The sequence below is a fragment of the Roseovarius halophilus (ex Wu et al. 2025) genome, from assembly GCF_047086965.1.
Window position 1 is genome coordinate 1 of record NZ_JBKOTX010000635.1, and the last position, 270, is coordinate 270.

Consider the following 270-nt stretch of genomic DNA (forward strand, 5'->3'; position numbering starts at 1 on the left):
CCGAAGCGACGGGGGCCGCAGGGTGCGTGCAGTGACGCCCATCTTTTGACCCACATTGAGGCGGTGATTGCCGCCTCGCCGTTTTCCGGCGAGGGCTACCGGAAAGTCTGGGCGCGACTGCGGACACAGGACGTGCGGACGGCCGCGCGCCGGGTCCGACGTGTCATGAACGAGAACAACCTGCTCGCACCGCAGCGCCCTGTCCAGCGCGATGCCCATCCGCATGATGGCACCATCGTCACCGACAAGGTGGACGAGGTCTGGGGCACA

Annotated in this window: 1 protein-coding gene; it reads left to right on the forward strand. The window is 67.0% G+C overall.

Annotated features, from left to right (window positions below):
- Positions 1-45: 45 nt before the first annotated feature.
- The coding region (locus tag ACH107_RS33825; RefSeq protein ID WP_412509925.1) for an IS3 family transposase at positions 46-270 on the forward strand (225 nt) is incomplete at its 3' end.